7 protein-coding genes are annotated in these 6,185 nt (G+C 59.7%); all 7 read right to left on the minus strand.

Annotated features, from left to right (window positions below):
- Nucleotides 1-4: 4 nt before the first annotated feature.
- The 7 genes from pxpA to IAE48_RS23050 all read right to left on the minus strand — a co-directional run bounded on the left by pxpA (nucleotide 5) and on the right by IAE48_RS23050 (nucleotide 5,763).
- Nucleotides 5-745 carry a 5-oxoprolinase subunit PxpA gene (gene pxpA / locus IAE48_RS23020; RefSeq protein WP_200135692.1) on the minus strand — a complete coding sequence of 247 codons (741 nt, stop codon included), beginning with the start codon at nucleotides 743-745 and terminating at the stop codon, nucleotides 5-7.
- Complete coding sequence (gene pxpC, locus IAE48_RS23025; RefSeq protein ID WP_200135693.1) at nucleotides 735-1,667, minus strand: 5-oxoprolinase subunit PxpC; 933 nt, start codon at nucleotides 1,665-1,667, stop codon at nucleotides 735-737. Before pxpC ends, pxpA begins: the two co-directional genes overlap by 11 nt.
- The gene (gene pxpB / locus IAE48_RS23030; protein ID WP_200135694.1) at nucleotides 1,661-2,317 is read right to left on the minus strand and encodes a 5-oxoprolinase subunit PxpB; all 657 of its coding nucleotides are present in this window, start codon (nucleotides 2,315-2,317) and stop codon (nucleotides 1,661-1,663) included. Before pxpB ends, pxpC begins: the two co-directional genes overlap by 7 nt.
- Nucleotides 2,318-2,328: 11 nt before the next feature.
- Nucleotides 2,329-3,072 carry a type 2 GTP cyclohydrolase I gene (locus tag IAE48_RS23035; RefSeq protein WP_094420463.1) on the minus strand — a complete coding sequence of 248 codons (744 nt, stop codon included), beginning with the start codon at nucleotides 3,070-3,072 and terminating at the stop codon, nucleotides 2,329-2,331.
- A gap of 8 nt (nucleotides 3,073-3,080) precedes the next feature.
- On the minus strand, nucleotides 3,081-4,493 hold the full coding sequence (gene phrB, locus IAE48_RS23040) for a deoxyribodipyrimidine photo-lyase (protein WP_200135695.1): 1,413 nt from the start codon (nucleotides 4,491-4,493) through the stop codon (nucleotides 3,081-3,083).
- A gap of 7 nt (nucleotides 4,494-4,500) precedes the next feature.
- A complete protein-coding gene (locus IAE48_RS23045; protein ID WP_200135696.1) occupies nucleotides 4,501-5,454 on the minus strand; it encodes a 2-thiouracil desulfurase family protein in 954 nt (317 codons plus the stop codon).
- 102 nt (nucleotides 5,455-5,556) lie between these two features.
- The gene (locus IAE48_RS23050; protein WP_054803727.1) at nucleotides 5,557-5,763 is read right to left on the minus strand and encodes a YbfA family protein; all 207 of its coding nucleotides are present in this window, start codon (nucleotides 5,761-5,763) and stop codon (nucleotides 5,557-5,559) included.
- Between the last annotated feature and the right edge of the window lie 422 nt (nucleotides 5,764-6,185).

Below are 6,185 nucleotides of genomic sequence, written 5' to 3' on the forward strand. Positions count from 1 at the left end.
CTTATCAGCGTGATGAAACGGTAATGCCTTCGGCAATAAACGCGGCGCGTAAACGGCGGGCAAAGGCCAGCGCATGCGCGCCATCACCATGCAGGCAGACCGTCTGCGCGTTAACGGGCGCATAGTGACCCGCAATGCTTTTGACACGCCTGTGCTGCACCATCTCGAGCGTTTGCGCCAGCGCCAGCTGCTCATCCTCAATCAGTGCGCCCGGCTCACCACGCGGCACAAGCTGCCCACTGGCCTGATAACCGCGATCGGCAAACACCTCTTCCCGCGTCGCTAACCCCAGCCGCTCGCCTGCACGGATCAGCTCGCTGCCCGCCAGCCCGACCAGGATTAGAGCGGGATCGAGATCCCGCACCGCGCGGGCGATAGCCTCGGCAAGCGCTGAATCCTGTGCCGCCTGGTTGTAGAGCATGCCGTGGGGTTTCACATGCGAAAGGCTCGCACCGCGGGACTTCGCCAGCGCCGCCAGCGCACCACACTGGTAGAGCACCTCGCTATAGACCACTTCCGGCGCGGTGGACATTCTCTTGCGGCCAAAATTTTCGTGATCGAGAAACGACGGGTGCGCGCCGATAGCGACATCGTTCGCCAATGCCTGCTCAATGCAGCTGAGCATGGTGGCGGCATCACCGGCGTGAAAGCCGCAGGCGATATTCACCGAGCTCACCACCTGCATCAGCTCGCGGTCATTCGCGGCAAAGCCTTCACCGATATCGGCGTTTAAATCAATCCGCATCGCGCAGCCGCCACGCCAGTTGATCGAGGAACAGCCGCTGTTCGCGCCGTGCCTGCAACGCTTCGTCGAGCGAGCACTGTACAAAGTGCACGGGCTGACCGAGGCGAATTTGCGCCAGACGGTAGAGATCGGCTTCGATAATGCAGGCAATACGCGGATAACCGCCGGTGGTCTGGCAATCATTCATCAACACAATCGGCTGACCATTTGCTGGCACCTGGATAACACCGGGAAGCAGCCCGTGGGAGAGCAGATCCCGCTCGGTCGTGCGCACCAGCGGCTGCCCCTGCAGGCGGTAGCCCATGCGGTTGCTCTGCGGATTGATATGCCACGGCAGACGCCAGAATGCCTCCTGGGAGGCGGCATCAAATTCGTGATACTCCGGCCCCGGCAGTGCGCGGATACGGTTGGTCCATAACAGCTGCTTCACGCCCTGTTGCGCGCTAAACGACCGCGAAGGAGTGCCAAGCGGCAGCGTGTCGCCATCGCGCAGCAAGCGCCCCTCCAGCCCGCCAATAGCGGTTTTCAGATCGGTACTGCCCGACCCCATCACCTCTGGCAGATCGAAACCGCCTGCGACCGCGAGATAACTGCGCACGCCAAAGCGCGGGCGATTCAGCACCAGCCGCTGCCCGGCCTTCGCCGCAAAGCGCCAGCCGGTCCAGACCTCCGTGCCATCAAGCGTCGCATCGCAGCCTGCGCCGGTGAGAGCAAACCAGCCGTCGCGGGCGAACTCCACTTCACACTGGCCGAGGGTTATCTCAAGTGCGGCAGCCTCCGACGCGTTGCCGACCAGCGCATTGGCAATCTCCAGCGCCGGGCCATCGAGCGCGCCGCTGTAACTGACGCCGGACTGACGCAGACCGATGCGTTTCCCGCCCTGCAATGAGGTATACATCCCCGCGCGAAGAATTTTTAACATACGCCCTCCTTGCGCGGGATAAAGCGCAGCGTATCCCCAGGCCGCAGCAGCGACGGCTCCGCTAAGCGCGAGTTAAATAGCGTCAGATCGGTGCGACCAATCAGGTTCCAGCCGCCGGGGCTCGCCAGCGGGTAAATCCCCGTCTGCGCGCCGCCAATGCCGACCGACCCGGCAGGCACGCTAATGCGCGGCTCCGCCCGGCGTGGCGTCGTGAGCGCCTCCGGCATGCCGCCGAGATAGGGGAAACCGGGCTGAAAACCGATAAACCACACCCGGTATTCGATAGAGGCGTGCAGCTCCACGACCTGCTTTTCGCTCATGCCGCAGTGGTCAGCGACATGCGCCAGATCCGGCCCGGCCTCGCCGCCGTAAACCACCGGGATCTCAATAGTCCGTGACTCCGGCTCCAGCGCCTCGCTCTCTTCCCACCAGCGCTGCAGATGCTCAATCGCATCGAGCGCCAGCGTGGTGGGATCGCGCAGCACAACGGTTACGTTATTCATCCCCGGGATCGCTTCCACCACCTCCGGGAATGTCGCCAGCCGCTGCGTCAGCCGCCAGATACGCTTTTGCGTCGCCAGCTGCACCGGCGGCTCCAGCTCCAGCACGACGGCGGTTTCGCCTAACAGATAACAACGCGCTCGCTGCACTTGCCTGCTCCTTACGCCGGGTTAGGGATATCGATAAAGGTCACGTCCAGATCGGTATTGGCGGTCAGCCACTCGCCGAGGGCGCGAATGCCACCGCGCTCGGTGGCGTGGTGCCCGGCCGCGAAGAAGTGCAGACCCTGCTCGCGCGCGGAGTGAATGGTCTGCTCCGACACTTCGCCGGTGATAAAGGCATCGACGCCGAAGGCCGCGGCTTTATCAATAAAGCCCTGACCGCCGCCGGTGCACCACGCCACGCGCTTGATGGTGGCAGGCCCGGTATCACCGCACCACAACGGCTTACGCCCGAGACGCGCTTCGATCCACGATGCCAGTTCGAGACCGGGAACCGGCATCGACAGCTCACCCCACGGCACCAGCGGTTCAATCTCCCCCTGCACCGTGATGCCAAGCAGTGCAGCAAGCTGCACGTTGTTACCCAATTCCGGATGGGCGTCTAGGGGCAGATGCCAGCCGTAGAGGTTGATATCGTTCGCCAGCAGGGTTTTCAGGCGGTTGCGCTTCATACCGCGAATGATCGGCGCTTCGTTTTTCCAGAAGTAACCGTGATGCACGATCACCGCATCAGCTTCAAGGCGCACAGCCTCATCCAGCAGTGCCTGACTTGCGGTGACGCCGGTGACGATTTTGCGGATCTCTTCTCGCCCCTCAACCTGCAGGCCATTCGGGCCGTAATCGCTGAACGCCGCACTGTTGAGTTTTTCGTTAATCAATTTTTCCAGTTCGGTATTTTTCATGCTCACTCTTACCCTTTTCGCGCGGCTTCATAGGCCGCCAGCGTGGCGCTTCGCGCCTGTTTATGATCGACAATCGGGCGCGGATAATCGAGCTTAACGCCCTGCTTATCTGCCCAGACCCAGGGTTGATGGATAGCCTTCGGCGGCACGGTTTTCAGCTCCGGCAGCCAGCGGCGAATAAACTCGCCGTCCGCATCGAAACGCTCGCCCTGAGTAGTCGGGTTGAAAATACGGAAGTAGGGCGCGGCATCGGTACCGGTCGAGGCCGCCCACTGCCAGCCGCCGTTGTTCGCCGCGTAATCACCATCCGCCAGTTGAGCCATAAAATAGCGCTCTCCCACCCGCCAGTCGATAAGCAGGTCTTTGATCAGGAAGCTGGCGGTAATCATACGCAGACGGTTGTGCATCCAGCCAGTCTCATTCATCTGACGCATTGCTGCATCGACAATCGGATAACCGGTCATCCCCTTTTTCCACGCTTCCAGATGCTGTGCGTTATCTTGCCACTGCACCTTTTCCGTCCACGTGATAAACGGGCGATGCTTACACAGCGCCGGATGGTAGGTGATGAGGTGGCGATAAAATTCGCGCCAGATAAGCTCGCTCAGCCACACCGCGCCGGGACCGCCCTCCAGCACACCCGGCTGCTCAGCGAGCAAGCGGTGCAGACACTGGCGCGGCGAGAGCGCGCCGATGGCGAGGCTTGCCGAGAGACGGCTGGTGCCCTCAATTGCCGGGAAGTCGCGCTGCTGCTCATACTCTGCCACCTGGTGCTGGCAGAAGTGGCGCAAGCGGGCGATGGCCTGCTTCTCATCCGGCGGGAAGAGTTTTTCGTCAAAGGGCTGTTGTGGGTAGTTGAGCGACAGCGGTTCTACCTTGATCGCCCCGCCTTCGCGCGGCTGCGGCGCAGCGACGCACTCCGGCAGATCCTCTTTTAAACGGCGCAAAAAGGCGTTTTTAAAGGGGGTGAAGACCTTAAACATCTCACGATTGCCGGTCATTACGCTGCCCGGTGCCAGCATCACGCTGTCATCAAACCCCTGGCAGGCGACGTTGGTCAGTGCTTTCTCCACCGCCGCATCGCGCTGGCGCTCATTAAGCTCGTATTGATAGTTATAAAAAAGGTGGCTGACCTGCTCCTGCTCGCAGACCTCAGTGACTGCCTGCACGCTGGCGGCAAAGTCATCCACTTCGCGGTAGAGAAGCTCAATGCCGCGCTCGGCGAGCGCCTGCTGCAGCGCATTGAGATGGGACTCAATCAGCGCAGCCTGACGCGGTGCCATCAGGTGCTGCTGCCACTGTTTCGGCGTGGCGATAAAGAGGGCTTTTACTGTTGCGTTCGCGCTGCGGCAGGCCGCCGCCAGCGCGAGGTTATCGTGCACGCGCAAATCCGTGCGAAACCAGACCAGATGGGTGGTCATAATGCTCCTAATGTCCGTAACGTAAGCGCAGCGCTTCCGGCCAGGGGTCAAAATAGCGCTGTCCGGAGAGATAAGCGTCCGGGAACTCAGCCATATAGTGTTTTAGTAAGGTGACAGGTGCCAGTAGCGGCTGAATGCCCTGGCGGTAGCTGTCGATCAGCTTCGACAGCTCTTCACGCTGGCGGGCATTGAGTTGCTTGCGGAAGTAGCCCTGCACATGCATCAGCACGTTGGTGTGGTTGCGGCGAGTGGCCTGGTGTGAGAGCAGATCCATCAGACGCTGGCGATACTCCACAAACCACTCGTCGAGAGAGGCCCACTCATGGATGGCGGCGACAAAACGCCCCAGCTCGCGATACTTCGGCTGCGAATGCGCCAGCAGCAACAGCTTGTAGCGGCTGTGGTAGGCAATCAGCTCCCCGCGCGTCAGGCCACGCTCGCGCACGCTGTTCAGTTCATGCAGGGCGTAAATACGCTCAACAAAGTTCTCGCGGATATAGGGATCGTGCAGGCGACCATCCTCTTCCACCGGCAGCCACGGATGGGTCTCCATCAGAATGTCGGTAAAGATGCCGCGCCCGGCTTTGCGGTTGTTTTTGCCATCCGCGTCGTATACGCGCACCCGCTCCATGCCGCAGGAGGGGGATTTGGCGCAGACGATGTAGCCGCACAAATGGTCGAGACGGCTGACGCGCTCACGGGAGAAGTGCGCCATCTGCTCGGTTAAATCTCCTTCCCGCTTGTCGCTAAAGCGCAGCGATACACCGCTCTCCTCTTTGACCAACCGCAGCGCCGGACGTGGCACCGGCAGGCCAATGGCCATCTCCGGGCAGACTGGCTCAAAACGCATCCACGGTGATAGCTCTTCAACTGCGAAGGCAAGCCGCTTATGGCCGCCGTCAAAACGGACTTGTTCCCCTAATAAACAGGCACTGATGCCGACAGGGATTTTCTCACTCATAGCGACTCCTTGATTAGACATAGTCATTGTAGTCAAAGGGCGCAGGTAAAAAAAAGCCACCGCAAGTGCGGTGGCGCGATCGGGTTGCTGTGTGTAGCCCGATTAATAAAAGTCGCAGGTTGCTTTTTCTGCTTGATCCATCCATACCGGTTTCTCGCTGGTCTTCGCCCAGACGCGGTGCAGATAGCTGTAGAACCGTGCGCGATCCTTCCAGAACAACATCACCGGCAGTGCCAGCAGGCCCGCCGCAACGGCGAAAGCACGACGCATCAGCACAATGTGCGCTGGAAACATTTTGTATGTGTTCATAAATCTCTCCCCTTTGTCAGGCCGGTATCGGGCACCGGAAAAAAGTTACCGCAGCGGTAAGTGAATAACGAAAAAACGCTGCGAGACTGAAATCTGCTCAAAATAATACCGGTTTGTTGGTAATTTTACTACTCATCCGACCACTATTTTTATCCGATTCGCATTTATTTACCTGCAATCCGTAAATAAGTTACAAAACGGTTAAATTAATAATAACCATCGGTTAAATAATGGTTTTGAATGTTGCATTTGCGAAACGGAGCCGCTGGAACAATCGGAACCATGTAGGCCGGATAAGGCGTAGCCGCCATCCGGCAATGGGCGTTGCATGTTGCACTGGTGGAAGGGTTCCGTTCACCATACGTGGTGAGGTTTCATTGACCTCTTATGCGGTGAACGGGACAAGGGAAGCGGCCGCGCTC

The sequence above is a fragment of the Kosakonia sp. S57 genome, from assembly GCF_016516575.1.
GTDB classification, from domain to species: Bacteria; Pseudomonadota; Gammaproteobacteria; order Enterobacterales; family Enterobacteriaceae; genus Kosakonia; species Kosakonia cowanii.

Excerpts from the sequence above, each read along its gene's own strand:
- pxpA (WP_200135692.1), bottom strand. The coding sequence starts at position 745 with ATGCGGATTGATTTAAACGCCGATATCGGTGAAGGCTTTGCCGCGAAT.
- pxpC (WP_200135693.1), bottom strand. The coding sequence starts at position 1,667 with ATGTTAAAAATTCTTCGCGCGGGGATGTATACCTCATTGCAGGGCGGG.
- IAE48_RS23035 (WP_094420463.1), bottom strand. The coding sequence starts at position 3,072 with ATGAAAAATACCGAACTGGAAAAATTGATTAACGAAAAACTCAACAGT.
- phrB (WP_200135695.1), bottom strand. The coding sequence starts at position 4,493 with ATGACCACCCATCTGGTCTGGTTTCGCACGGATTTGCGCGTGCACGAT.
- IAE48_RS23045 (WP_200135696.1), bottom strand. The coding sequence starts at position 5,454 with ATGAGTGAGAAAATCCCTGTCGGCATCAGTGCCTGTTTATTAGGGGAA.
- IAE48_RS23050 (WP_054803727.1), bottom strand. The coding sequence starts at position 5,763 with ATGAACACATACAAAATGTTTCCAGCGCACATTGTGCTGATGCGTCGT.